General features: G+C 64.0%; 23 protein-coding genes. 4 read left to right on the top strand and 19 right to left on the bottom strand.

What is annotated here, in order from left to right; translation table 11 throughout:
- Window positions 1–42: 42 nt before the first annotated feature.
- The 3 genes from ACVMIH_RS32350 to ACVMIH_RS32340 all read right to left on the bottom strand — a co-directional run bounded on the left by ACVMIH_RS32350 (window position 43) and on the right by ACVMIH_RS32340 (window position 1720).
- Window positions 43–252 carry a hypothetical protein gene (locus ACVMIH_RS32350; RefSeq protein WP_410469738.1) on the bottom strand — a complete coding sequence of 70 codons (210 nt, stop codon included), beginning with the start codon at window positions 250–252 and terminating at the stop codon, window positions 43–45.
- 341 nt (window positions 253–593) lie between these two features.
- A complete protein-coding gene (locus ACVMIH_RS32345; RefSeq protein ID WP_082653720.1) occupies window positions 594–1055 on the bottom strand; it encodes a GNAT family N-acetyltransferase in 462 nt (153 codons plus the stop codon).
- A 476-nt stretch (window positions 1056–1531) separates the two neighbouring features.
- Window positions 1532–1720: a hypothetical protein gene (locus ACVMIH_RS32340; protein WP_156436135.1), complete on the bottom strand. Its 189-nt coding sequence runs from the start codon at window positions 1718–1720 to the stop codon at window positions 1532–1534.
- Between the two features lie 4 nt (window positions 1721–1724).
- On the opposite strand from ACVMIH_RS32340, the gene ACVMIH_RS32335 reads away from it, so the two are divergent.
- Entirely contained in the window at window positions 1725–2645 is a 921-nt protein-coding gene (locus ACVMIH_RS32335; protein ID WP_256521237.1) for a LysR family transcriptional regulator, read from the top strand.
- A 26-nt stretch (window positions 2646–2671) separates the two neighbouring features.
- Here ACVMIH_RS32335 and ACVMIH_RS32330 read toward each other — a convergent pair whose 3' ends face one another.
- From ACVMIH_RS32330 to ACVMIH_RS32275, 12 genes are all read right to left on the bottom strand, one after another.
- Window positions 2672–3448 carry an esterase/lipase family protein gene (locus ACVMIH_RS32330; protein ID WP_076825158.1) on the bottom strand — a complete coding sequence of 259 codons (777 nt, stop codon included), beginning with the start codon at window positions 3446–3448 and terminating at the stop codon, window positions 2672–2674.
- A gap of 68 nt (window positions 3449–3516) precedes the next feature.
- Complete coding sequence (locus ACVMIH_RS32325; protein ID WP_456864587.1) at window positions 3517–4314, bottom strand: SDR family NAD(P)-dependent oxidoreductase; 798 nt, start codon at window positions 4312–4314, stop codon at window positions 3517–3519.
- Window positions 4275–4592, bottom strand: a complete 318-nt coding sequence (locus tag ACVMIH_RS32320; protein WP_456864585.1) for a hypothetical protein — start codon at window positions 4590–4592, stop codon at window positions 4275–4277. The genes ACVMIH_RS32325 and ACVMIH_RS32320 overlap by 40 nt, the downstream gene beginning before the upstream one ends.
- Window positions 4592–5188: an adenylate kinase gene (locus tag ACVMIH_RS32315; protein ID WP_456864583.1), complete on the bottom strand. Its 597-nt coding sequence runs from the start codon at window positions 5186–5188 to the stop codon at window positions 4592–4594. The genes ACVMIH_RS32320 and ACVMIH_RS32315 overlap by 1 nt, the downstream gene beginning before the upstream one ends.
- Before the next feature lie 94 nt (window positions 5189–5282).
- A complete protein-coding gene (locus ACVMIH_RS32310; protein WP_057016375.1) occupies window positions 5283–6617 on the bottom strand; it encodes an MFS transporter in 1335 nt (444 codons plus the stop codon).
- A 98-nt stretch (window positions 6618–6715) separates the two neighbouring features.
- Window positions 6716–8263 carry a WS/DGAT/MGAT family O-acyltransferase gene (locus ACVMIH_RS32305; RefSeq protein ID WP_083714891.1) on the bottom strand — a complete coding sequence of 516 codons (1548 nt, stop codon included), beginning with the start codon at window positions 8261–8263 and terminating at the stop codon, window positions 6716–6718.
- 129 nt (window positions 8264–8392) lie between these two features.
- Window positions 8393–10102 (bottom strand): long-chain-fatty-acid--CoA ligase, encoded by a 1710-nt coding sequence (locus ACVMIH_RS32300; RefSeq protein ID WP_456864581.1) that lies wholly within the window; start codon window positions 10100–10102, stop codon window positions 8393–8395.
- 29 nt (window positions 10103–10131) lie between these two features.
- Entirely contained in the window at window positions 10132–10899 is a 768-nt protein-coding gene (locus ACVMIH_RS32295) for an SDR family oxidoreductase (RefSeq protein ID WP_057016377.1), read from the bottom strand.
- 38 nt (window positions 10900–10937) lie between these two features.
- Window positions 10938–11378 carry a TIGR01841 family phasin gene (phaP, locus tag ACVMIH_RS32290; RefSeq protein WP_456864579.1) on the bottom strand — a complete coding sequence of 147 codons (441 nt, stop codon included), beginning with the start codon at window positions 11376–11378 and terminating at the stop codon, window positions 10938–10940.
- 60 nt (window positions 11379–11438) lie between these two features.
- On the bottom strand, window positions 11439–12248 hold the full coding sequence (locus tag ACVMIH_RS32285; RefSeq protein ID WP_057016379.1) for an esterase/lipase family protein: 810 nt from the start codon (window positions 12246–12248) through the stop codon (window positions 11439–11441).
- A 182-nt stretch (window positions 12249–12430) separates the two neighbouring features.
- Entirely contained in the window at window positions 12431–13513 is a 1083-nt protein-coding gene (locus ACVMIH_RS32280; RefSeq protein WP_229189855.1) for an AraC family transcriptional regulator, read from the bottom strand.
- Window positions 13514–13820: 307 nt separating this feature from the next.
- Window positions 13821–14843: an AraC family transcriptional regulator gene (locus ACVMIH_RS32275; RefSeq protein ID WP_083714892.1), complete on the bottom strand. Its 1023-nt coding sequence runs from the start codon at window positions 14841–14843 to the stop codon at window positions 13821–13823.
- A gap of 306 nt (window positions 14844–15149) precedes the next feature.
- On the opposite strand from ACVMIH_RS32275, the gene ACVMIH_RS32270 reads away from it, so the two are divergent.
- The 3 genes from ACVMIH_RS32270 (at window position 15150) to ACVMIH_RS32260 (ending at window position 18223) form a co-directional block, all read left to right on the top strand.
- Window positions 15150–15908 (top strand): acetoacetate decarboxylase, encoded by a 759-nt coding sequence (locus ACVMIH_RS32270; RefSeq protein WP_050400709.1) that lies wholly within the window; start codon window positions 15150–15152, stop codon window positions 15906–15908.
- A gap of 21 nt (window positions 15909–15929) precedes the next feature.
- Complete coding sequence (locus ACVMIH_RS32265; RefSeq protein WP_456864577.1) at window positions 15930–16904, top strand: 3-hydroxyacyl-CoA dehydrogenase NAD-binding domain-containing protein; 975 nt, start codon at window positions 15930–15932, stop codon at window positions 16902–16904.
- Between the two features lie 119 nt (window positions 16905–17023).
- On the top strand, window positions 17024–18223 hold the full coding sequence (locus ACVMIH_RS32260) for a CaiB/BaiF CoA transferase family protein (protein ID WP_456864575.1): 1200 nt from the start codon (window positions 17024–17026) through the stop codon (window positions 18221–18223).
- Window positions 18224–18561: 338 nt separating this feature from the next.
- Here the strand turns inward: ACVMIH_RS32260 and ACVMIH_RS32255 are convergent, their stop codons facing one another.
- The 4 genes from ACVMIH_RS32255 to ACVMIH_RS32240 form a co-directional block, all read right to left on the bottom strand.
- Window positions 18562–19635: an AraC family transcriptional regulator gene (locus ACVMIH_RS32255; RefSeq protein WP_083714893.1), complete on the bottom strand. Its 1074-nt coding sequence runs from the start codon at window positions 19633–19635 to the stop codon at window positions 18562–18564.
- Window positions 19636–19799: 164 nt separating this feature from the next.
- On the bottom strand, window positions 19800–21200 hold the full coding sequence (locus tag ACVMIH_RS32250) for an L-serine ammonia-lyase (protein ID WP_057016430.1): 1401 nt from the start codon (window positions 21198–21200) through the stop codon (window positions 19800–19802).
- Window positions 21197–22366, bottom strand: coding sequence for a M20 aminoacylase family protein (locus ACVMIH_RS32245; RefSeq protein ID WP_456864573.1), 1170 nt, complete (start codon window positions 22364–22366; stop codon window positions 21197–21199). The genes ACVMIH_RS32250 and ACVMIH_RS32245 overlap by 4 nt, the downstream gene beginning before the upstream one ends.
- 23 nt (window positions 22367–22389) lie before the next feature.
- Window positions 22390–23739 carry a DUF3100 domain-containing protein gene (locus tag ACVMIH_RS32240; protein WP_456864571.1) on the bottom strand — a complete coding sequence of 450 codons (1350 nt, stop codon included), beginning with the start codon at window positions 23737–23739 and terminating at the stop codon, window positions 22390–22392.
- Window positions 23740–23830 lie beyond the last annotated feature (91 nt).

Below are 23830 nucleotides of genomic sequence, written 5' to 3'. Positions count from 1 at the left end.
GCTTTGTCGAGTTGTAGCATCATTTATAAAGCTGAGTTTGGCTCAGAAATCCACGTCGAACCGATCGAGCGAAACCACGCGGGTGGCGCTGGACTGACGGTTTTCAAACTTGTCGCTGGCGGCGCGTTCGATTCGCGCTCGACGCATAAGGAAGAATTCCTCCGCGCTTGGAATGGGATGAAACCGAACGCGCATCACGTTGAGAGCTCGGCGCGCGATCATGCACGTGACCTCGGAATTATCCTTGTACATCACGAAAAAGATTCCATGACGGTGAACCTCATACTGACCATCGGGATCTCGCGCGAGCGCCATTTGACAGTCCTCAAACGATGGTCGCGCCCGGATCAACCCGGACCGAGCGGCCATACGATCATTGACCCGATCACTCCCAGAGCAAAGAGCACGCCAAATCCCAAGACGACGCAAATTCAATGAATTAGAGCGCTATGGCCGCCTTTAAGGCAGACATTTTGTCCCTTGCGGCGGACAAGTTGGGACCAGGGGCCTCTCCGAGGCACCTACCGTCGGCGGATTGTCGATGCCTCGAGGAGGGTGGCGCGACTGCCGAACCCAAAGCCCGTGAGGTCGCTTCATATATCTCGAACCATGAGAGTTGCATCGACGCCCCTCCAATTGGTGCGATCGGCGGTCGACCATCCGAGCCGCGCATAGAAGCCGGTTGCCTCTGACGTATAGAGGTTTAGCCGCGAAAATCCGCGCTGCCGCGCTTGATCCTCAATCGCCCGCACCAAGATGGTGCCCACTCCTTCATTGCGATGTTCGGGGACAACGAACAGACCTGTGAGCCATGGTGCGACATCGTGATTCGGCTCGAACTCGGACTCAACCAAAAGGCAGGCGCCTATCGGCGCACCATCTGCTTTCACGACGAGCAGCACGCCAAGGCTCCGATCGGCAGCAAATTGTTGCAATGATCTTAGCTCTTCCTCGAAGGAAGTACGAAGCATTGAAAATGAATTGACGCGCCAACGCGCGCAGATAGCCACTTCGATCGCTCCTGGCTCTGCGGTGAGTATTCGAATATCTGTCATCGCAAAACAATCAACTTCGTGACGCGATCGAAAGCGTTCCGAGCAATAGATGGACCATTTCCGGTGTGCAACAATGCCGGCGATCCAGAAGGAGCATCGAACGACAACGGACAATCTGTCTGTGTTGTTATGGACAACTTTTCTATCACCTTTGCGTGGAGCACCCTGCTCGCCGCACTCAGTGAGTCAAGGCACGATTGCGCGACATGAGATGTTCCGCCAGATTGGAGCAAGCGGCTGATCTGCGGACGAAGTCCGGACAGATACTGCGCCAAGCGACACATTGCTTATGCAACGGACTTGAAGAGACGATCCTGGTTCGACGAGGGAGGGGCCGCCGCCGGTCACGTCGGAAATCTTGGCAGGACTTCAGGCGACACGTTCGAATCTTCGAGTTTTCGCTGTTCCGAAGGCTGGAAGCGTCTGGGAAAAAATCCAGACGATCCTGTCTCGACGCCATGCCAAACCGCCAAGGCTCAACGGTCCGCCACGGCAGGATCGCCTTGAAGTTCGCCGAAACCTGCGGGCGCGAGCGAGCCGGCCAATCCCGGATCGCGAATACGATTTCCGACGCTGATCCGTTGTCGCGCGCCCACATTCACGCACTTGCATAAATGGCCATGCCATTGAATATTCGTTGCGCGACTTGCAACGATCAGGACCATGCCGATGAATGCGAAGCTGGAGCCGCGCCGACTGCACTATTTCATGGAAGTGCTCAATAGCGGCTCCGTGCGCGGCGCCGCCGGCGCGCTCGGCATGGACGCCTCTGCGGTCAGCCGGGCGCTAGGCCTGCTCGAGAAGGAATGTGGCGCGCGCCTGCTCGAACGACGGGGCCGCGGCGTCGCGCCGACCGACGCCGGCCAACTGCTGGCCGCCTACCTGCAGCGCCAGCAGGGCGAACGACGGGCGCTGCTGGCGCAGATAGACAGCATTCGCAAAGTTGAGTCGGGTCATATCGATCTCGTGACGGGCGAAGGTTATGTCGACTGGCTGGCCAAGAGCAGCCTGTGCCGCTTCATGCAAAGCCACCCGAAGATCACGATCAGCCTCGACATCGGCAGTACCGACGAGATCGTCCAGCAAGTCGTGGGAGAACGCGCGCATATCGGCGTCCTGTTCAATCCGCCTCGCGACGATCGGCTGCGCTCGCATCATTCGCAGCCGCACCCGATCAAGGCTATCGTACCGCGCGGGCACCCGCTGACCCAGCTGGGCCGGCCGCTCAGGCTCGCCGACCTCGCGCCTTACCCAGGCGCCGCGATGCATCCGAATTTCGGCCTGCGCCAGCATGTCCAGGCCGCCGAGATCAGCGAAGGCGTTCGCCTCAATTTCGCGTTCACGACCGCCTCGTTCGATGCGCTCGCCCATTACGTGACCGCCGGACTTGGTTATGCGCTGGCGTCGCGCCTTGCGATGACGGAGGCTGATGCCGCCAAGGTGGTGGCGCTCCCGATGAAGAACGCGCTGCTGCATCGTGGCCGCACCCACGTGGTCTCCCGTCAGGGACGCACGCTGCCGCCCGCCGCAATGCAGCTGCTGCGGATGATGGTCGCCGAGATGCGGTCACCGGGAAGCGCTGCGCGGTAGCCTCAGGCAGCTGCGCCCTTTCGATCTCAATCGCGGCGCGTCGCTGTCGGAAACCAGATTCCGACCTGCGGAGGCGCACGAAACGGCTTCCAGGTTCCCGCCGGCTGGGCGAGGCGATCGGCAATCACCCACAGCGCCGGCGCGTGAAAGCCAAGCCCCAAATGCGTCGTGTTCACTTCGACGTTCTCGCGCTCTCCGCCCTCCTGCTCCAGGCAGGCGCGCCACGCCACCACGCCATCGGTGCGGGTATAGATCGATGTTGACGGCACGGGAATCGGTTGCGCGAGGCGGCTGATCCGTTCGGCCGTCGGCGGCTGGTATTTCTGGCCGGTCAGAAGCCGCCAGATCGCGCGAACATTGCTCGCCCCCGGCGCCGCGAAAGGACTGCCGAGCGTGATGACCATCCGCACCGCCGCGGGGATTTGCCGGGCAACCTCGCGCGCAATGATGCCGCCACGGCTCCAGCCGACCAGGCTGACCTTCGAGCCGCCCTGCTTTTCGAGTTCGAGGACTCGCGCCACCACGGCGGCAAGGTCGGCGTCTGGCGCGCGCACATTGCGGCCGCGGCCCCATCCATGAACCTGATAGCCGAGGAACTCGAGGAATGAGCGGATGGCCAAGGTCGACCGGTCATCGGCGCCCAACCCGGGCAGAACCATCACCGGATGGCGTTGCCCCCGCGGCGCGGTCGCCAGAAGCGGCGCCGCCACGGCAATCAGCGCCGGGATGTCGAGAAAGCCGCGCCCTTCCGCGGCAAGCAGCGCGAGCGAGGGTGGTTCGACGGTCTGCTCGTCACGTCCCATGGGTAGCGTCCGTTGTTGATGGTCAAGAATGGCCCGTGCAGCCGTGCATTGCCGGCGAGCACGAAACGTCAGTTCGGCGGTGCGGCCTTTCCGAACACACCGCCGATGGCCCGCAGCAGCCAACTCGGCTGATACTTGATCCATTGGACCGCCAGCTCGTTGGCAAGCCCTGCGACATGCACCGGCTTGCCTGCCATGCAGGCGCGGTAGCCCTCCTGTGCGACGGTCTTCGCATCCATGATCATCATGCTTGGCATGTTGCCGAGATTGGTGCCCTGGACCATTCCGGTGTCCGTCACGCCGGGACACAATGTCGTCAGCGTGATCTTGCTGCCGCTCAACTCCTGCGACAACGCCTCGCCGAACGACAGCACATAGGCCTTTGACGCGGCATAGACCGCAAGATTCGGCACCGGCATGAAGGCCGCGACCGACGCAACGTTCAGGATCCGTCCACTGTTGCGCTCGAGCATCGGCGCGAGGAACAGACGGGTCAATGCCGTCATGGCCACGACATTGACCTGCAGCAGCCGCAACTGATCGTCGAGGCCGATTGTGCCGACGCGTCCTTCGAGCAAGAGACCGGCATTGTTCACCAGCAGGTCGACCCCCACGCCGGCGTCGTCAAGCGAATCGAACACCGCCTGCGGCGCCGCCGGCTCGCTCAGATCGGCGGCCACGATGGTCACCTTGGCGCCATGACTTGCCTCGAGCTCGCGCGCGAGCTTCTGCAGCTTGTCGCGGCTGCGCGCCAGCAGCACGAGGCTGAGGCCATTGGCCGCGAGCACGCGCGCGAGCTCGAGCCCAATGCCGCCCGATGCTCCGGTCACCAGCGCGCATTGACCTTCATTTCCGCTCGCCGACATGAGGCGCCTCCCTTCGTTGCCAGAACGGTTCTGCGCAATCCACGAACGGCGCGTGCGACAAGCCGCCGCCGCGCCAGCTCGGCGGGTGCACCGCCGCAGTTCCGGTCGGCAGCATATCTGCGCGAGAACCGTTCGATCGCCCGCAACAACAACTGGGCCTGCTCGAACTGGTCGGCCGTCTCCTTCACCTCGCCAAGCGACTTGCGCAATGGCCCCAGCACCTCGATCCGGTCGGGATAGCCGGACAGCCGAGGGTCGCGACTTTGCGTCGCCGGCATCACATCACCGACCGATCTTGGCCGATCGCCTTGACGACGGCGAAGGCGACCGCATCGACCGGCTGCAGTCCGTCGACGGTTCGAAGGATGTTTCGCGATCGGTAGTAGTCGACCAGCGGCGCGGTCTGCTCGTTATAGGCATCGATACGCAGCTTGAGCGTCTCGTGATTGTCGTCGGCGCGCACCGCGCCACCTTGCGCTCTCGCCTCGCGGGACCGCGTCTCGATCCGGTCCAGCAACACCGTCTCGTCGGCCTTGAGCTCGACGACATGGTCGATCGCAAGCCCCTCGGTATCGAGCAGATCGTCGAGGCCGACCGCCTGGGCCATCGTTCGCGGGAAGCCGTCGAGCACAAAGCCATGCTTGGCATCGGCTTGCGAGATGCGTTCGATCACCGCGGCGATCACGAGCTGATCGGGAACGAGCCCACCCCTCACCATGGTATCCTTGACTTTCCGTCCGATACTGGTGTCCGCGTCAACCGCAGCACGCAGCATGTCGCCGGTCGAAAGGTGCGGTATGTCGTACTCCTCGACCAGGCGCTTCGCCTGTGTTCCCTTGCCCGCGCCAGGCGGCCCCAGCAGAACGATCCTCATCGCATGTGTCCCAATATTCGCTCGATCACCGGCAGCATTCCCGCGGAGCGTCGAGCGACCCGGCTCCGTGCGGGCCGGGCCGCTCGTTTCGTCCTCACGCCATCGCCAGGCGCGCACTGGGCGCAGGCCGCATCGACAGCAGCAACAGCAATCCCGACAGCACGTAGAGCGCCATCACGAAGTACATGCTGTAGATGTTGTCGCCGGTACTCCGCACGATCAGGCCGTTGATCGAGGGGCTGATGGCCGGGCCTAGGTTTCCAAGGCTGCTGATCAGTGCAAGCCCGCCGGCGGCGGCACCGGTGGAGAGGTATTCGCTGGTCAGCGCGAAGAACAGCGGCGTCGCCGACGCAATGCCGATCACCGCAAAGGACAGCGCAAGGATCGATCCGACGAGGTTGCCCTGCAGCATCGTCGTGATGAAAAGGCCGAACGCGGCGATCGCGACGCAGGCGGCATAGTGCCAGCGGCGCTCGTGCCACTTGTCGGAGTGACGGCCGATCAGGATCATGCCGATGACGCCGGCGGCATTCGGGATCGCGGCATAAACACCGACAAGGAACAAATCCTTGACGCCCCAGCTCTGGATCAGGGTCGGCATCCAGAACACCATCGTGTAGGTCGCGCCGAGCAGCAGCAGATAGACGAACGACAACACATAGACCTTGGGGTCCTTGAGCATCTGCCCGAACGTTCCCGAGGGTTCGCTCTCGATGTCCTTCTCATCGTGCTGGAAGGTGTCCTCGAGCAGGGCTTTCTCGTCCTTCGAGAGCCACGCGGCCTGCGCGGGCTTGTCCTCGAGCAGGACGTAGACCAGGATGCCGAGTATCAGCGCCGGCAGACCCTGGACGAGGAACAGCCACTGCCAGCCATGAAGGCCGCCGGCACCGTCGAAATACTTCAGGATCGAGCCGCACAAGGGACCGGCGATCACGGACACGATCGTTGTCGCCGACATGAAGGTGGCGATCACCTGCCCGCGCCGCGCCGACGGATACCAATAGGTGAAGTACAGGATTACGCCGGGAAAGAAGCCGGCCTCGAACACGCCGAGCAGGAACCGGACGACATAGAACTGGAACGGCGTCGACACGAACATCATGGCGGATGCCGCGAGTCCCCACAGCACCATGATGCGCAGCAGGGTCTTGCGCGCGCCGATCCTCTCCAGCAGCAGGTTGCTCGGTACCTCGAACAGAAAATATCCGACGAAGAAGATGCCCGCGCCGAGACCGTAGACTGCATCGTCGAACGGTAATGTCTGCTTCATCTGCAGCTGCGCGTAGCCGATATTGATGCGATCGAGATAGGCGATCATGTAGGCGATCAGCAGAAGCGGGATCAGGCGCCAATCGATCTTCGAGAACAGGGATTTATGCGCCGGACTTTCCAATACCGACAGCGATCCCTTTGCGGCGGGTGGGTGCATCCTAGTTTCCTCCAAATGTTCTTTTGATTCCGGCGCCGGGCGGGAGACCGCGGTGGCGTCCCGGCTCCGGCGATGTGAAGCGTTGAAGGCCTCCGCGCCTAGCTGGCCCGGCTCGCCTTGTCGTTTGCGGCGGCCGGTGGCACCTCGTCGGTCTGGATGACCGTCACCGACGCCGCGGTCGCGGATGGCGCCTTCGCTTGAGCCGCAGGTTGCAGCTCGACGATCTCGGCCTCGACCGACGGCAGAGCCTCGATCTCGCGCAGGGCGGCGCGCAGGTGCTCGATCATCTCGTAGGACTCGTCCTGCGAGAGCACGCGCCGGCATGCGGTCAGACCGAACTCAAGCAGTCCCGCATAGCTGTGCACCGTGATGTTCAGCGCGCTGCCGTGATAGGGGATCGAAACCGGGAAATAATGCACCATCCGTGCGCCGGCCATGTAGAGGTGCTGCCCCGGTCCCGGCACGTTGGAGATCAGCACGTTGCCCGCTGCCGGCATGCGGCTGGCGAGGTTGGAGCGGCCAAGCAGCGAGGCGAGCCCCGTCATCAGCCACGGCGACCCCGTGATCGGCACATCGACGCCGAGCACCGGCTTGAGCTCGCGCACGACTGCCTTGGCCGCCTCGGATGACGCGTGGATTGCCTTGAACCGGGTCGGCAGGTCATCGATATCGGTCGCCAGGTCGACGCGTACCGCCGAGACCTGGTTGTTCATCGCCTTGTCGCCTTCGGCACGCAGGCTGACTGGCACCATCGCGATCAGGGCTTCCTTGGGCAGCAGGCCGCGCTCGGCGAGAAAGCGTTGCAGCGCGATGCTGCACATCGCCATGACGATGGTGTTGACGGTGCCGCCGACACGTTTGCCCAGGACCTTGATGTCGGCAAGCGGCAGCGACATCGTGCTGTAGGAGCGCTGGTTGGTGATGGAATCGTTGAACACCGTCTTCGGAGCCAGTCCAAGGCTGAGCGAGCGCTCCCCCTTCTGTGAGCGCTGGCTGGCCATCACGGTGGCGGCGGTGCCGAGCGCCTTGGCCGCCGTCGGCAGCAGCTCCGCGAGCTTGCGGTATTGCTGGGCCGCATTGTTGGCCGCCGCCTGCAGTAGCTCGGTCACGCCGAGCTGGTATTGCCCGGAGGCGCGCTTGCGCCGTGGCGGCGGCACCTCGCGCATCTTGGGCGAGACATCATAGAGCACCTTGGCGAGCTCCACACCGGCCTTGCCGTCGACGCCGCTGTGATGCGCCTTGGTGTAGAACGCGACCTGGCCGTTCTCGAGGCCATCGATGACATACATCTCCCACAGCGGACGGCTGCGATCGAGCAGCGAGGCATGCAGCCGCGCGACCAGTTGCTCGAGCTGCGCCATGGTGCCTGGACGCCGCAAGGTGACAGTCCGCACGTGATAATCGAGCTCGATATCATCGTCCTCGGTCCAGACCGGCTCGGCGAGCTGGAACGGCATCTGCGCCAGTTTGCGGTTCAGCAATGCCGAGAGATGGAGACGCTTGCCGAGCATCTCCTTGACATCCTCGTAGTAGTCGCCCTGATAACCCTCGGGGAGATCGAAGATCATCAGGCTGCCGACATGCATCGGCGTCTCCGGCGTTTCGAGATGCAGGAACGATGCATCCATGCTGCTGAGTTGATCCATTCTTCCCTCCCTTGACGTTGTGACGGCGATCGCCGTCTTGATGACGGCGTGCCGATATCTGGCGCGTCGCGGTCATTGCCCAGGCGCGACACCTGTCCGCCGCTGCCGATCCGGTTCGCGCAGGCGATCTCAGGCCTGCGCCCGGGCGGCGCGCTCCTCCTCGTCGTACAGCTCCTTCTTCGATAGCTTTCCGACCGCGGTCTTCGGCAGTTCGGCGCGGATTTCGAGCGCCTGCACCATCTCGTGCTTGCCGAGCTTGTCCTTCAGGAACGCCTGCAGCTCTTCCAGCTTGAACGGCTTGGCATCCGCCTTCAGCTTGATGAAGGCCTTCGGCGACTGGCCGCGATACTCGTCGCGGATGCCGATCACGGCGACCTCCTCGACCGCCGGATATTTGTAGATCGCCTCTTCGAGCACGCGCGGATACACGTTGTAGCCGCTGCACAGCAGCATGTCCTTGGTGCGGTCCACGATGAAGATGAAGCCATCCTCATCCATGTAGCCGACGTCGCCCGTGCGCATGTACCCGTCCGCGGTAGTCACCTCGGCCGTCGCGTCCGGCTTGTTCCAGTAGCCCTTCATCACATTCGGGCCCTTGATGCAGATCTCGCCGCGTTCGCCGAGCGGCACATAGCTGCTGCTGTCGTCGACATTGAGGAACTTGATGACGATTCCGGGCATCGGCATCCCGCAGGAGCCGGCCTTGCGCATGGCGCCATGCTGCGCCGGCGTGTAGGTGCCGCTCGGCGAGGTCTCGGTCATGCCCCAGCCTTCGCTCAAATTGCAGCCGGTGATCGAGGCGAATTGCTGCGCCACCTCGAGCGGCAACGGCGCGCCGCCGGATCCGCAATATTTCAGCGCGCGCAAGCTATGCTTCGGCGTCTCCGGATGGTTGATCAGCGCGGTGAACATGGTTGGCACCCCGCAGAAGACACTGACCGACTTGGTCGAGATTTCCTCCAGCGCGGCCTTCGGATCGAAGCGGACATGCTGGATGATTTCCGCGCCCATCAGGACGCCGAACAGCACATTCACAGAAAGCGCATAGATGTGGAACGGCGGCAACACTGCCAGGAAGCGCTCCTGCCCGTCGACCAGCACCGGCGGCGAGCCGGCCGTCGTCGCCCGGTACTGCTGGCACGCGCTGGTCAGATTGGCGTGGGTGAGCATCGCCCCCTTCGGCAGCCCCGTCGTCCCGCCGGTGTATTGCAGCACGGCGATGGTCTCGCGCGGATTATCGATCGGATAGGCCTGGTAGACACCATCATTGTGCGTCAGCTGGCCGAAGCTGATGTGATGATCGTCCCAGGCGACGTCGCTCAGCTGCTTGGCCGCCTTCATCTGGTTGACGACGGTGTCGGGGTCAGCCGTGATCTCGCCGAGCGACCCGACCACCAGCTTCTTCAATCTTGTCTTGCCCAGCATCGCCGACATCTGCGGATAGAGCGAAACCATGTCGAGCGTGATCAGGATATCGGTCTTGCTGTCCTCGATCTTGTGTTCGAGCACCTTGGCAGCGTCCAGCGGCGAATAGTTCACCGCCGTGCCGCCTGCCTTGAGGATGCCGAAAAACGAGATGATGTAGTGCGGCGTGTTGGGCAGATAGAGGCCGACATGGACGCCCGGCTTGACGCCGAGGAGCTGCAGGCCCTTGGCCACACGATCGGTGAGCCGCCCGAGCTCGGCATAGGTGATCCGCTTGCCCATGAAATCGATCGCGGGACGATCCGGCCATTTGGCAACGGCGCCGCCCAATATCTTCTGCACTGGTCCGGGAGCTATCTCGACGTCCCAACGCACGCCGTCGGGATAGGATCGGATCCAGGGCATATCGTTCATGAGATCTCTCCCTTCTATGGTCTTGCGGATCAGACGGCGGTCACGCCGCCATCGACCGCAATGGTCTGGCCGGTGATGAATGCACAGGCATCGGAGGCGAGCAGCGCGGCGACGCCCTTGAGGTCCTCCGGGCCACCCTCGCGATTCATCGGCGCCATATGCGCGGTCGCGCTCTGGTCGAGCTGTGCGGTCATCTTGGTCGGGAAATAACCTGGCGCGATCGCGTTGACGTTGATGCCGAGCGGCGCCCATTCATTGGCAAGCGTGCGGGTCAGGTTGACGACCGCGCCCTTGCTCGCGTTGTAGGCCAGCGTCGGGGTGCCTTCCGGATAGCAGCCGGTGAGGCCCTGGATCGAGGCGATGTTGATCACTTTTCCGCTCCGCCGCGGTACCATGCAGCGCCGGCCGACCTCCTGGGTGGCGACGAAGATCGCGGTCACATTCAGGTTGATCACCTTGTTCCAGCCGTCGAGCGTATGCTCGATCGTGGCGGCGCCCCAGGACGTACCGGCATTGTTGACGAGGATGTCGATCGGGCCCAGCGCGGCCACGACCTGCTCGATCATCGGCGGGATTGTCTCCAGCCTGCCCATATCGCACACCACCGGAAGCGCCTCGATGCCAAGCCCCTTGAGGTGAGCAGCCGCGGCATCAAGCTCATCCCGCTTTCGCGCGGTGATCGCGACCTTGGCGCCGAGTTCGCCCAGCACCTCGGCGATCTGAAGACCGAGCCCCCGCGATCCGCCCGTGACGAGCGCAACGCGCCCCGTCAAGTCCTGCAACTTGGCCAGACTCATGGCTTTCCCCCGATGGTTTACGCCTCACACGCGCAGCGCTATTTCGGTTGCAACAGCTTCTGAAGGTTCGCGAAGTTCTCCTGCATGCGGTCCTGCATGACCTTCCAGACGTTGTTGCGCGCCTGCGCTTCCAGCTGCGACAGCTCGCGGAAATCCGCGACCGCCTTCTCGACCTGCTGCTTGGCAGTCTCCGTCTGCTTCGTCATAGCTTCACCGCTTGCGAAGCCCTGCATCGCCGCCTGCCACTGCGCGAGCGTCTCTTGCAGGATCTCGTTGCGCCGGCTGACCAGCGCCTGGACGCCTTCGTAGGCCTGTCTGTTGGCCTCGACCAACGCCTCCATGTCCTTGCGCTGCCATTCGACCAGGGCAGCAATATCGAACCCGGGCAGCGTGAACTTTTCGGCCATTTTCTTCAGGTCCCCGAGCCACGGCATCGCTCCCGTGCCGGCTGTGTCGGATTGCCTGTCATCGGTCCCCATCGACGTCCTCCTTGCGGTACTTGGCTGGCGGCGGCGAAACGCCGTCCCGTGGACTGCGCGTCAGGCGGCCGCCCAGCGCGGCCGGAACAGGGCGGCGCTGTCATCGGCTCGATCCGGATCCGGGTACACCATGCCGCGAAGACCGCTGCGGTCGAATGGCGACCATTCATCCTCCCCGAGCGCGAGGCGGTCCGCGATCGCATAGAGCACGGCCGGATTGTGCCCGAGCCCGCAATGACTGCCTTCGACCTCGATGTTCTGTGTCCGCTCGGCATGCTGCTCGCGGCACCCCCACCACGAGACGATGCCGTCGGTGCGTGAGTAGATCGCCGTGCTCGGTACCGGCGGCGGCAACTTCATGATGTCCCTGTCGGGCCAGTCGTCGACCTGGCGCTCGCTCAGGATCTCGTAGAGACGCCAGGCATTGCTTGCCTTCGGCTCATTGGCGAACGGGCTGCCGAGCGTGATCACCTGGCGGACCAGATCGGGCGCGCGCCGTGCAATCTCGCGCGCAAACACACCGCCGAGGCTCCAGCCGATCAGGCTGACCTTGCGACCGTATCGCTCGGCGAGCTCGGCCAGCCTTGCGTCCATGGCAGCCTCGACGCCGGGACGCGGTCCGCGATTGGGTCCGAGCTTCCAGCCGTGGACCGCATAGCCTTGCGCCTTCAGGTAGGCGCGCAACGGTCGCGTCGAGATATCGCTGGCGGAGAGCCCCGGCAAGACGAGGACCGGATGTCCGTCCCCGCGCGGCGCGCGGCGAAGCAGCGGATAGCTTGCGAAGAACGCCTGCAGCTCCCAGATCCCGCGCACCTCGAGCGCGAGCAGCAATTGCGACGGCGGCGCAGAGCGGTCGACGACCATATTCATGTCAGAATGTCCCCTCCCGGATCACGCGGTGTGTCCCGCACGACCCGACATTTTATGATTACTGCCCGGCGCCGCGAGCGGCGCCATGCAGACCCCGATCGCGCAACCGCGCATCTTCTTGGTCTCAAAACGCTATCGAGCAGGTCAGACCCGTAAAAGGTGCAATTGGCCCGCTTGACCGGTTAGTTTGGGACATCCGCCAATGAATCTTGCGCGCCTGCTGCGATGCCTGGCGCCCGGCCGTCGCGGAAGTCCGACGGGCTTTTGCCGGTCCAGCGGACAAAGGCGTGGCGAAAGTTCGCCGCGTCGCTGTAGTCAAGCCGCGCGGCGATCTCGTCATTGGTCATTTGCGTGTTGCGCAGATAACCGACCGCGAGCTGCATGCGGACCTCGGAGACGATCTGCCGGTAGGTTTTCCGCTGCAGCTGCAGCCTGCGGCGGAACGTCCGTGGATGGATTGCAAGCTCCGCCGCCATCGCCTCGATACTCGGGAAGCGGCCGGGATGCTCGACGAGCCGTCGCCGGATGTCGGCAGCAAGACCGTCGTCCCGCGCGACAGGATCGAGAAGCTGATCATAGATTCGGCCGGCCATCGCCCTGGTCATCTCGTCGGGGCAGACCGCCGGACGGTCGATCCAGGCAGTGTCGAATTCCAGCGCGTTCCTGCGCTGGCCGAACTCGACCGGACACTGGAAGATGCGGTCGTAGGTCCCGGCGTGCGGCGGCGACGCATAGGCGGCGCTCAGCTTCGAGAAGCGGAACGAGTTGCCATAGACGTCGCGGCTCAGCGTCTGATAGGTCGCAAAGGCGAACTCGAGCGCGAACCGATAGACGTCATCGGCCGGATCGCGCGAAAGCAACGGCTCGAGCAGACAGCTCACCGTATCGCCCTTGCGGGTGAAGTCGATGTCGGCGACCGTTCCGAGGATCCGACCATACTTGGCCGCAAAGTCAATGACTCCGGCCCGCGTCGGGCTGCTCAGCATGGCATAGCCGTACATGCCGTAAGCCATGACATGCATTCGTTCTCCGGCGCGAAACGCGATCGCCGGATTCCGTGACAGCCGCATCGCATTGCGAAATACCGTCTCGACCTGCCGGTAGGAGACACGTACCGACGAATCCCTGAGGTCAGCACGCCTCAAATTGGTCGCGCCGAGCGCGCGCGACGCTGAGATCCCCTCCTCGGCCAGGACGTGCACCACCGCCGCGATCCGTTGCGGCGAATAGAGACACTGCAGGAGATTTGGTGACGGGTGATACACGAGCGTCCTCGTCCGCCTTCCGCGCCTGCTTCGGGTCCAGCAATCCGGTGCCCGCAAGCTGAAGTGAGGCTAGTCAGCCGGACCGGGCAGCAGAAGGTTCGATTGGTCGCGTTTGCAGGTGAGTTCCGGACAAGACCGGCCAAAAGAAAGACCGCCGAGGGAGGGCGGTCCAGGTTGGGAGAACGCGATCGCGAGCGCAACCACGGTGCCGAGCTTACGCGCGCTTCGGTCGCACAAAAGGTTCGATTGAACCAATTTGGCGGTGAACTCCGGACACAGCTGGCGAAGCCCCCCAGATATCTCGGGGTCAAAGACCCTCCTCGCCGCGGAATTCGGATGGATTCCTGCCGGTCCAGCGCGAGAAGGCGTGGCGGAAGTTAGCCGCGTCGCTGTAGCCGAGGCGGCTTGCGATCTCCTCATTGGTCATGCGCGTCTTGCGCAGATACTCGATCGCGAGCCGCATGCGCACCTCGGAAAGCAGGCTGCGATATGAGGTTCCCTCCGCCTCGAGCCTGCGCCGCAGCGCGCGGGGATAGATATCGAGCTGTTCGGCGATCGCCTCGATGCTTGGGTAACGACCCGGCTGCTCGATCAGTATCCGGCGGATATCGGCAGCAACGCCACCGGCGCGATTCACCTCGCCGAGGATCTCCTCGCACATCTCCCGCGCCATGGCGTGGGTTCGCGGATTCGCCAGCGCCCGTGGGCCGTCATTGCGTATGTATTCGTATCCACAATGATGCTGATTGAACAAAACCGGGCACCCGAAGAGATCACGATACGCCGCGGCGGACGGCGGCGGCGTATAGTCGAGCAGCACGCGCGAGAAGCCGAAGCCCTGGCCCGAGCGGTCGCGAATCGTCGTCAGATGCGCGGCCAGTGCGAACTCGACCGCGAAGCGATGCACACTCTCGGTCGGATTCGGCCAGTGCATGGGCTGGAACGTCGCCACCACCGTCTCTCGATCGTATGAGAGGTCGAAATCGCAGAACGGCCCCACCACACGGATGTATCGCGCAGCGAAGTCGCGCGCCTCCGCGTGCGTTGCACTGCTCAGCAGCGCGTACCCGTACATGCCATAGGCGGTGACATGCATTCGCGCTCCCGAGCGCAGCGCGATAGCCGGGTCGCCTGCCAGCCGCAGCGCGTTGCGGATCACCGTGTCGAGCTGCCGATACGATATGCGCGTCGTATGGGATTCGAGCTGGCCGATCGCGAGCCCGGTGCCCTCCAGAACCTCAGATGGATCAATGCCCTGCTCACGAAGCTCGGCCGCGATGGCTGCGATCGAATGCGGCGGGAATATTCGTTGCGCGAAGCCGGGGAGCATTCGACCCGGCGATTGGCGTAGGTGCGACTCTTGCCTAGTCATTGCAACCGCATGTCCCTGGCATTCCGCGCATTCCTGCTCCACGATTGACGATCGGTCGAACGTAAGCCCGATCCCGTACCCGACGCAATAATCGCGTATCCACGCGCGCGCGCCGCAACCCGCGTCCGGAAGTCACCCGGTCGGCGGTCCAATCGCACCTTTCTCCGTTTGCCGAGATCGCTAGGCTCGCGACGCCTTGCTCGACAACCGGCACGCACCCGGAGGCGGTACGGACCACGGCAAGCGCCAACAAGGGAGGAGCGGATGCGACGGGAAGACGTTCTCAAGCAGCTGACGACACCGATCGGTGCCCCGGCATTTCCCCGCGGACCGTTCCGCTTCAACAACCGCGAATACCTCAACATCCTGTATCGCACCGACATCGAGGCGTTGCGCGCAGTCGTTCCCGAGCCGCTGGAGATTGACGATCCACTGGTTCGCTGGGAGATCATGCGGATGCCCGACACCTCCGGTCTCGGCGACTACACCGAATGCGGCCAGGCCGTCCAGGTGCGCTATGGCGACGAGAAGGGCGAGTACCTTCACGCGATGTACCTCGACAACCTGCCGGCGCTGGCATCGGGGCGCGAGATCAGCGGTTATCCCAAGGTGATCGGCAAGCCGAAGCTCTATGTCGATTCCGACACCCTGGTCGGCACCATGGACTACGGCAGCTTGCGCGTGGCCACCGCGACGATGGGTTACAAGCACCGCGCGCTGGACCTCGAAAAGGCAAAGGCCGAGATCTGCGTACCGACCTTCATGCTGAAGATCCTGTGGACCTATGACAGTCCGAAGCCGGCGGGCGAGCCGCGCATCTGCGAACTGCTGCGCTCCGAGATCACCGACATCACCGTCAAGGGCGCCTGGACCGGCCCGGCCCGGCTGGAGCTGTTCGCCCACGCATTGGCCCCGATGGCCGATTTTCCGGTGCGCGAGATCGTCGCGTGTAGCCACATCATGACCGACTTGACGCTGTCCCGCGCCAAGCGCTGCCACAACTATCTCGATCAGCCGCGATAAGCGGGCACGTCGGAGGAAGCCATGCCATCATCCGCAGATCGCGCCGCGGCGCTCAACCGCTATCGCAATGTGTGCGTCATCGGGGCCGGTGTCATCGGCTCCTCCTGGGCGGCGCTGTTTCTCGCACACGGGCTCAATGTCGTGATCAACGATCCGCAGCCCGGCATCGAGGCCACGGTCAAGGACGCCCTGATCAAGATCGGGCCGACATTGCTGAAGCTCGGCCTGCCGCATGAGGGATTGGAGCGCAACCTGCGCTTCGAGCCGGACCTCGCGCGCGCCGTCGCCGGCGCCGACCTGGTGCAGGAGAACGGGCCGGAGAAGCCCGAGTGGAAGCAGCAGCTCTGGGCACGAATCGAGGCAACGGTGCCGAAACATGCATTGCTGCTGTCGTCGAGCTCGGCGCGGCCAGCCACCGAACAGGCGAAAGAGATGAAGGATGCAAGCCGGCTGCTGGTCGGCCATCCTTTCAACCCGCCGCATCTGATCCCGCTCGTCGAAATCGTTCCCGGCGAGCGCACCGATCCAGAGGCCACCGCCGACGCCGTGGCGTTCTACGAGGCGCTCGGCAAGGTGCCGCGCGTGCTCAAGAAGGAAATCCAGGGCTTCGTCGCCAACCGGCTGCAGCGCGCGATCATGCGCGAGGCCTGCTATCTCGTGCAGGAAGGCGTCGTCACGGTCGACGAGCTGGACGACGTCGTCACCAGCTCGATCGGGTTGCGCTGGGCGGTGAACGGGCCGTTCAGCTCGTTCCACATGGGTGGTGGACCGAACGGGCTGGAATCGTTCTTCCAGCACCTCGGCAAGAACATGGCCGCGTCGTTCAAGGTGATTCCGGAGATCGATCTCGACGAGGCGCTGCAGCGCAAGATCATCGACCAGGCCGCGGCATCTTTCGGCAAGACGCCGATCCCGCGGATGGAGCGCGAACGCGACGACACGCAGGTGGCGCTGCTGCACGTGCTGGCGGCACGCAACGGCAGGAACGGGACATGACCGGCTCACCCGCAGGCCTGCGCGCATTCGCAGACAGAGGCGGCCGCCACGTTTCGGAATAGGCCAACCTGGCCGACGGACAACAGCTGATCCCGGGCATCAAGCGGAAACGAACTCACATGAGCATCTTCGAAGGTTTGAAGGTCATCGACTGCGGCAGCTTCATCGCCGCGCCAACCGCCGCGACGCTACTCGGCGACTTCGGCGCCGACGTGATCAAGATCGAACCGCCCGGTGCAGGCGACGCGTTCCGTCAGGTGCCGAAGCTGCCGGGCATGCCGAGATCCGACCAGCCCTATGGCTGGCTGCTCGACAATCGCAACAAGCGCGGCCTTGCGCTCGACCTGTCGAAGCCCGAGGGCCAGGCGGTGCTGCATCGCCTCGCCTCCACCGCCGACGCCTTCATCACCAACTATCCGCTCGCGGTCCGCAGGAAGCTCGCGATCAGCTACGAGCGGCTTGCCGCGGCGAACGACCGGCTGATCTACGCCTCCTTCACCGGCTATGGCGAGACCGGCGACGAGGCGGGCAAGCCCGGCTTCGATGTCACGGCCTACTGGGCGCGCTCAGGCCTGATGGACATGGTGCGGAGCGACGCCAGCACGCCGCCGGCGCGGGCGCTGGCCGGCATGGGCGATCACCCGTCGGGCGTTTCGCTGTTCGCGGCCGTCGCGGTGGCGCTGTATCAGCGCGAGCGCACGGGACGCGGCACCCAGGTCGGCTCCTCGCTGCTCGCCAACGGCGTCTGGTCGAACGGCATCATGGCGCAGGCGGCGTTGTGCGGGGCGACGTTCACGCCGCGGCCGCCGCGCGAGAATCTGTTCAATGCGCTCGGCTGCTACTACCGCTGCCGCGACGGCCGCTGGCTGCTGCTCGCGATCGTCAACGAGCAGCGCGACTTTCCGACCGTGGCGAAATGCCTCGGCCTCAACGACCTGCTCACTGATCCGCGCTTTGCCAAGCAGGCCGATCGCTTCGCCCGTTCCTCCGAATTGATCGCCCTGTTCGACGCGGCATTCGCGACGCGTGACCGGGACGAATGGCGGACCCGCCTCGATGAAGCAGGCATCGTCTTCGAATGCGTTGCCGAGATGGGCGACCTGTCCGCCGACCGGCAAATGCTGTCGGCCGGCGTGCTGGTGCCGTTCGAGAACGACGAGATGCTGACCATCGACAGCCCGTTCTTTGTCGACGGTGCAACCAAGGTGAAGCCGCGCAAGGCGCCCGCGGTCGGTGAGCACAGCACGCAGATCCTGCGCGAGGCCGGCTACGATGACGCGGCCATCGCCGGGATGCGCGAAAGCAAGGTCCTGGCGTGATGCGCTGACCGCAAGGCGGCGCCTACCGCCCTCACCGCACGCACGAGAAAAGGCCGCGCCCTCGAATGAGAGGCGCGGCCAGTCTCGAGGCGCCCGAACCGGGGGGCACCACAGCGGCGGTGTGGCGCAGCTGAGGTTCGGAGGACGCCCCCGAGCAGAAGCGATCAGCGCCCGACGCGCTTCCAACTCCCTGACGAGCCATCGCATTTGCCGTCGATGGCCAATCTATGCATCGAGTTCGACCACGAGGAGGTTCGACGAGGCCGGTTCGGAGGTGACTTATGGACAGCGTGGAGTAACGAGCGGTCACATACAGCGCTGCGCCGCCCGCACGGCCTTCACACCGGCGAAGAGACCCGGAAATCGGACGGGCTCTTGCCGGTCCAGCGGATGAAGGCATGCCGGAAGTTGGCGGCGTCGCTATAGCCCAGCCGGCTCGCGATCTCCTCGTTGGTCATCGCGGTCTTGCGCAGATATTCCATCGCTAGCCGCGTCCGCACCTCGGCGAGCAGCTCACGATACGATGTATCTTCCGCTTCGAGCCTCCGCCGCAGGGCACGCGGATGCATCGACAGCCGCTCGGCGATCGCTTCGATGTTCGGATACCTGCCGGGCTGCTCGATCAGGACCCGCCGGACATCGGCGGCGATGCCGCCTGCATGATTGACCTCGGACAGCACCTGCTCGCACATCTCGCGCGCCATTCCGTGGGTGCGGGAATCCGCCAGCGCCACCGGACCGTCGGCCTGAGACAGCTGATATCTGTACTCGTTGCCGCGCTGGCGAAACTGGACCGGGCAGTCGAAGAACATCTGGTAGGCGTCGGCATGCGCCGGTTCACCATAGGCAAGGGAAATCCGCGAGAAGCAGAACGACTCGCCCGCCAGGTCCTTCATCGTCGTCAAATGCGACGACAGGGCGAACTCGGCCGCGAAGCGATGCACGTCTTGCGTCGGATTCGGCCAATGCAACGGCTCGAACGCACAGACGACCGCCGCGCCGTCATACGAGTATTTCGCATCGCACAGCGGGCCGACGACCCGAAGGTATCGATTGGCGAAGGCGCGCGCATCGTCATAGGTCGCGCTGCTCAGCAAAGCATATCCGTACATTCCGTGCGCGGTCACGCGCATGCGCTGTCCGGCGCGGAGCGCAACCGTCGGTTCGTTCGACAGCCGCAGTGCATTGCGAATCACGATGTCGATCTGCCGGTACGAGATACGCGTCGTATGAGCTTCGAGCTGATCCTCGGTCAAGCCGGTGCCCGCCAGCGCCACGGACGATCGAACCTGTTGCCTGCCGAGCTCGGCGATGATGGCAGCAATCAACTGCGCCGAATATACATGCTGGTCGAAATCCGGCGGCAATTGGCATTCCGGCACAGCGTCTCGCAGGCGCCTTCCAGCGCTCATGGTCGTCTACCTCCTTGGACCTAAAGTCTTGCTCAAATCGAAATCATTCGCAATGCCGGCAGCAACTGGCCGGCTTCCCCTATCCCCAACCTTGGGACGGCGCGCGGATCGTATCCAATCATGCCGAGTTCGCTATCGAGGTAATTCGCCGGCACCGCCGTGCTTCAGCATTCCACGACGTTCACCGCGAGCCCGCCCAGCGATGTCTCCTTGTATTTGGACTTCATATCCTCGCCGGTCTGCAGCATCGTCTTGATGACGGCATCAAGCGATACATAGTGCTTGCCGTCACCACGCAGCGCCATTCGGGCGGCGTTGATGGCCTTGACGGCGCCCATCGCGTTGCGCTCGATGCAAGGGATCTGCACCAGGCCCCCGACGGGATCGCAAGTGAGTCCGAGATTGTGCTCCATCCCGATCTCGGCAGCGTTCTCGACCTGGGCCGGCGCACCGCCGAGCACGGCCGTCAGGCCGCCTGCGGCCATCGAACAGGCGACGCCGACCTCGCCCTGACAGCCAACTTCCGCGCCGGAGATCGAGGCATTCGCCTTGTAGAGCATTCCGATCGCAGCCGCGGTGAGCAGGAACGTCACGACGCCGTCGTCGGTCGCGCCCGGACAGAATTTGACGTAGTAGTGCAGCACGGCCGGGATCACGCCGGCGGCGCCGTTGGTCGGCGCAGTCACGATCCGTCCGCGTGCTGCATTCTCCTCATTCACCGCCATCGCGAAGGCGTTGACCCAGTCCATCGCCGCCAGCGGATCGACGCTCTCGGTGTCGCTATTGCGGGCCGACAGTTCGCGGTAGAGCGCCGGTGCGCGACGGCGAATGCCCAGCGGCCCGGGCAACGGTTCGGCCGCGCCGGCATTGTCGATTCCGAAGCCGCGGTCGACGCATTGCTTCATCGTCTCCCAGATCTTCAGGAGGCCGGCGCGGACGTCCGCGTCGGTGCGATGGACGCACTCGTTGGCGAGCACCATGTCGGCGATCGAGCGACCGCTCGACTGCGCACGTGCAACCAGCTCGGCGCCGGTGCCGAACGGATACGGCCAGACCGGGAGCTCGGCGCCTGCGCCGCCAGCGGCGTCGCCAAGGCCACGCTCGATCACGAATCCGCCGCCGATCGAGAAGTAGTAGCGTTCCGCCAGCAGACTGCCGTCGGCCGCGAACGCCACGAGGCGGATTCCATTGGGATGTTCCGGGAGTGCGCTGTCGGGCTTGAACACGATATCGTGCCCGCGCCGAAACGGGACCGGATGAACGTTGAGCAGCCGCAGCTCGCCAGAGCGCCGGATGTCCGCAAGCTGCGGAGCCACCTCGGCCGGATCAACCGTATCGGGCTTTTCGCCGAGCAGGCCGAGGATCACGCCGAGATCGGTCGCATGCCCTCGCCCGGTCGCGCCCAGCGAGCCATAGAAATCGGCGCGGACCCGTACCGTTCTGGAAAGCAGGCCATCGCGCTCGAGCGCGCGGACGAATTGGCCGGCCGCGCGCATCGGCCCCACCGTGTGCGAACTCGAGGGGCCGATGCCGATCTTGAATATGTCGAAGACCGAAAGCATCAGGCAGCAGGCAGTTGTTGCTTGACGAGCTCGACCCAATACGCGGCGCCCATCGGCAGGATGGCGTCATTGAAATCATAGTACGGGTTGTGCAACGGCGGATCATTGGCGGTCTCGCCCGCGCCGATACAGATGTAAGCGCCTGGGCACTCCTGCAGCATGAACGCAAAGTCCTCCGATCCCATCGCCGGCTTGATGTCGGTTTGCACCTGTTCGACGCCGACGAGGTTTGCGGCGGCCGACGCCGCGGCATTCGCTTCGGCAGGCGTGTTGATCACTCCCGGATAACCTCGCATGTAGCTCAGATCGATCTTTCCGCCATGGGCTTGCGCCACGCCGGCGCAGACCTGCTTCATGGCAGCCTCGACCTGATCCTGTATCTCGGCGTCCAGCGTTCTGACCGTACCGCGCAATGTGACGGTTTCGGGCACCACGTTCCAGGTGTCGCCGCCATGGATCTGTGTGACGCTCACGACGGCGGCGTCCATGGCACCGATGCGGCGGCTCACGATGCCTTGTAGCGCGGAGACGAGATCGGCCGACACCAGGATCGGGTCGATGCCCTTCTCCGGCGTCGCGGCATGACAACCGCTCCCGGTCACGACGATCTCGAACGTATCGAGGAAGGCCGTCGCAATGCCGGTCCGGATCGCGAATTTTCCTCGCGGGATATTCGGAATGTTGTGCATCCCGTAGACCGCGTCGGCGGGAAACATCTTGAACAACCCCTCCTCAACCATCCTCTTGCCGCCGCCTTCATTCTCCTCGGCGGGCTGGAACACGAAGTGAACAGTGCCGCGGAACGGCCGGCGGCGGGCTAGCTGTACGGCGGCGCCAAGCAGCATTGTGGTGTGGCCGTCGTGGCCACAGCCGTGCATTTTGCCGGCCCGGGTTGATTTGTGGGCGCGGTCCCCCAGTTCCTGTAGATCAAGCGCGTCCATGTCGGCGCGCAGCGCGATCGTCGGGCCTTCGCCATTCTTCAGCGTTCCGACCACGCCGGTGCCGCCGAGGCCGCGATGGACCGGAATCTGCATCTCCATCAGCGCATCGGCCACGAGCTGGGCGGTGCGGTGCTCCTGGAACGCGGTTTCCGGGTTGGCATGGATGTCATGGCGCCAATCCAGCATGCGGGCACAGATATCGTCGGCGATTCCAAACTTCTCTGACATGCGTTGGTCCATCTGTTCGTGGGTTAGCGATGGAAGAATTCGGCGATCAATGTCGCACCGAAAAACGTGCCCGCCGCAGCCGTCAGCGAGACCACCACGATACGCCAGCTCAGCTTCCTGAAGATCGGAAGATCCTTAGCGACCGAGAAGCCGGCGAGCGTCAGCACAGGGGTCGTGAAAGCCAGGAAGTTCAGCTTGTCGACCGAGCCAATCATCGCGTTGGAAAACGGCAGCAGGCCGGGAATGCCGAGCACAGTCGTGACCACGACCAGGACAAGGATGTGCGGCACTTTCGGCAACAGACGGGCAACGACGTCGACCAGCAGGACGACCGCGAGCACCACCAGGAGACCTGCGCACGATTCCAGCAGGGGAACCTTGTAGGTGAGCGAGTTGCCGATCAGGACGCCGCCCGCAACAGTAATCCACGCGAGCAGCGAGTCGGAGAAGCCGAACGTGCCGTGCTTTGTCTCGCTGGCGCTGGCGATCGAGGGCCCGAGATCTCCCGACGTGAAGTTCGAGAACCGGCCAAGCACTGGTTCCAGCCTGTCATACAGCCACGAGCAAACCGGCAGCGAGAAGAACAGGGCGAAATAGAAGCCGAGGACGGCGGTCATCAGGTTCGCCGCCGAGGCGATCGCGATCAGTTCTTTCGCTGTCTCGGGAGGATTGTGGCCGTTGATGGTGCCGATCGCGGCCGCCATCATGCTGCCCGAGCCGACGCCAGCGCCCATCGCGAGCGACCGCGGATCGAAGATGTGCAGGCTGGCGACAAAGCCGGCCAACAGCGCGATGAACAACGCACCGAGCACGGTGCCCGTGATGTACTCGGCCAGCACGCCGCGCCCCTCGGCGGAGTTCATGCCGTATTTCTCGCCGATGATCACCATGTTGCCTTCACGGCCGATCGAAAACGTCGCGCCGACCGCTTCGCGCTTGACGCCGAGCAGGAGCGCAATCGGCAGGCCGAGGACGAGCGTGCCGAAGGTGTGCCCGAGCTCCTGGAAGATCAACGCCCAGCCTGCCTTCTGCACCTCCGGCAGCGCGCCGCCGACCGTGAATGCCATCTTGATCACGAACAGCAACAGGCCCGCGTTGAGCAGTTGTCCCGCATAGGTCTGCAGGCTCGGCCCGATCCGCGCGGCGGTAGGTAGATAACGCGCTGAGAGGCTCCATGCGGCCGCAATCAGCAGCGCCCACACCATCGGTTGAAGCAGCACCTTGCCCGGTCCGATCTGGAACTGGACGATCCCGACCGTCTCAGCGACGGCAACGATGATCAGAACGGCAGCGAACAGCGTGAGCTTGCCGGTGCTTGCGGGGTTGACCGCCGGGGCGACCAGGTCTGCGGAAGGCGGAGAAATCGACGTCATGATGCTGGACACCTTGGGAAAAGGATTGCGAGGCAATGCGGTGAACGGTGAACGGTGAACCAACTTGCCTGCGCAGCATCGGAGAGAAAGC

The organism is Bradyrhizobium sp. USDA 4503 (assembly GCF_054055815.1).
Note: the sequence above shows the minus strand (reverse complement) of the source record. Positions and strands in the feature narration are given on the sequence as shown.

Excerpts from the sequence above, each read along its gene's own strand:
- ACVMIH_RS32350 (WP_410469738.1), bottom strand. The coding sequence starts at position 252 with ATGTACAAGGATAATTCCGAGGTCACGTGCATGATCGCGCGCCGAGCT.
- ACVMIH_RS32345 (WP_082653720.1), bottom strand. The coding sequence starts at position 1,055 with ATGACAGATATTCGAATACTCACCGCAGAGCCAGGAGCGATCGAAGTG.
- ACVMIH_RS32340 (WP_156436135.1), bottom strand. The coding sequence starts at position 1,720 with ATGGTCCTGATCGTTGCAAGTCGCGCAACGAATATTCAATGGCATGGC.
- ACVMIH_RS32335 (WP_256521237.1), top strand. The coding sequence starts at position 1,725 with ATGAATGCGAAGCTGGAGCCGCGCCGACTGCACTATTTCATGGAAGTG.
- ACVMIH_RS32330 (WP_076825158.1), bottom strand. The coding sequence starts at position 3,448 with ATGGGACGTGACGAGCAGACCGTCGAACCACCCTCGCTCGCGCTGCTT.
- ACVMIH_RS32325 (WP_456864587.1), bottom strand. The coding sequence starts at position 4,314 with ATGTCGGCGAGCGGAAATGAAGGTCAATGCGCGCTGGTGACCGGAGCA.
- ACVMIH_RS32320 (WP_456864585.1), bottom strand. The coding sequence starts at position 4,592 with ATGCCGGCGACGCAAAGTCGCGACCCTCGGCTGTCCGGCTATCCCGAC.
- ACVMIH_RS32315 (WP_456864583.1), bottom strand. The coding sequence starts at position 5,188 with ATGAGGATCGTTCTGCTGGGGCCGCCTGGCGCGGGCAAGGGAACACAG.
- ACVMIH_RS32310 (WP_057016375.1), bottom strand. The coding sequence starts at position 6,617 with ATGCACCCACCCGCCGCAAAGGGATCGCTGTCGGTATTGGAAAGTCCG.
- ACVMIH_RS32305 (WP_083714891.1), bottom strand. The coding sequence starts at position 8,263 with ATGGATCAACTCAGCAGCATGGATGCATCGTTCCTGCATCTCGAAACG.
- ACVMIH_RS32300 (WP_456864581.1), bottom strand. The coding sequence starts at position 10,102 with ATGAACGATATGCCCTGGATCCGATCCTATCCCGACGGCGTGCGTTGG.
- ACVMIH_RS32295 (WP_057016377.1), bottom strand. The coding sequence starts at position 10,899 with ATGAGTCTGGCCAAGTTGCAGGACTTGACGGGGCGCGTTGCGCTCGTC.
- phaP (WP_456864579.1), bottom strand. The coding sequence starts at position 11,378 with ATGGGGACCGATGACAGGCAATCCGACACAGCCGGCACGGGAGCGATG.
- ACVMIH_RS32285 (WP_057016379.1), bottom strand. The coding sequence starts at position 12,248 with ATGAATATGGTCGTCGACCGCTCTGCGCCGCCGTCGCAATTGCTGCTC.
- ACVMIH_RS32275 (WP_083714892.1), bottom strand. The coding sequence starts at position 14,843 with ATGCTCCCCGGCTTCGCGCAACGAATATTCCCGCCGCATTCGATCGCA.
- ACVMIH_RS32270 (WP_050400709.1), top strand. The coding sequence starts at position 15,150 with ATGCGACGGGAAGACGTTCTCAAGCAGCTGACGACACCGATCGGTGCC.
- ACVMIH_RS32265 (WP_456864577.1), top strand. The coding sequence starts at position 15,930 with ATGCCATCATCCGCAGATCGCGCCGCGGCGCTCAACCGCTATCGCAAT.
- ACVMIH_RS32260 (WP_456864575.1), top strand. The coding sequence starts at position 17,024 with ATGAGCATCTTCGAAGGTTTGAAGGTCATCGACTGCGGCAGCTTCATC.
- ACVMIH_RS32255 (WP_083714893.1), bottom strand. The coding sequence starts at position 19,635 with ATGAGCGCTGGAAGGCGCCTGCGAGACGCTGTGCCGGAATGCCAATTG.
- ACVMIH_RS32245 (WP_456864573.1), bottom strand. The coding sequence starts at position 22,366 with ATGTCAGAGAAGTTTGGAATCGCCGACGATATCTGTGCCCGCATGCTG.
- ACVMIH_RS32240 (WP_456864571.1), bottom strand. The coding sequence starts at position 23,739 with ATGACGTCGATTTCTCCGCCTTCCGCAGACCTGGTCGCCCCGGCGGTC.